Genomic DNA, 520 nt, shown 5'->3' with positions numbered 1-520 from the left:
TTGTTCGAGTATTTCTCCCCCTCGTATGTAGAGGCGAGGAAGGTGGGCGGCAAGATGGTCAACACGAAACGGCCCCTGCTGTACAACTACGTGTTCGTCCACGCCTCGGAGGACGAGATCTTCCGCCTGAAGCGTACGCTTCCCCTGTATAATTTCCTCCCCCGGGTTTCCTCCGGCGGGCGGTCTTATTTCCCGTACCTCTCGGATCGTGAGATGGATACCTTGCGTTGGGTCGCGGCTTCTTACTCCAACGAGCTTCCCGTATACGTGCCAGATAGCGGCCGCTTGTTGAAAGGCGACCGTGTGCGTATCACCTCCGGCCCTTTTACCAATATGGAGGCGGAGGTGGTGGTGCAGCCGGGCGGTGGGCATAAGGACGTGATGGTGCGTATCCTCGACTGCCTGTGGGTCCCCTTGTTCGAGGTGAGAGCGGGGGAGTACGAGTTGATCGAGCTGAACACGGGGGGCAAGCACGTGTATACCCATTTGGACAACGACCGTCTGTCGGAGGGCTTGCACG

Annotated in this window: 1 protein-coding gene; it reads left to right on the top strand. The window is 58.8% G+C overall.

Annotated elements, in window-relative coordinates:
- Positions 1-520: transcription termination/antitermination protein NusG (gene nusG / locus QVP94_RS08725; protein ID WP_502685440.1), on the top strand; the 520-nt coding region annotated here is incomplete at both ends.

The organism is Parabacteroides sp. CAG:2 (genome assembly GCF_000436315.1).
In the GTDB taxonomy this organism is placed as follows: domain Bacteria; phylum Bacteroidota; class Bacteroidia; order Bacteroidales; family Tannerellaceae; genus Parabacteroides; species Parabacteroides distasonis.
This window is presented reverse-complemented; position numbering and strand designations above follow the sequence as displayed.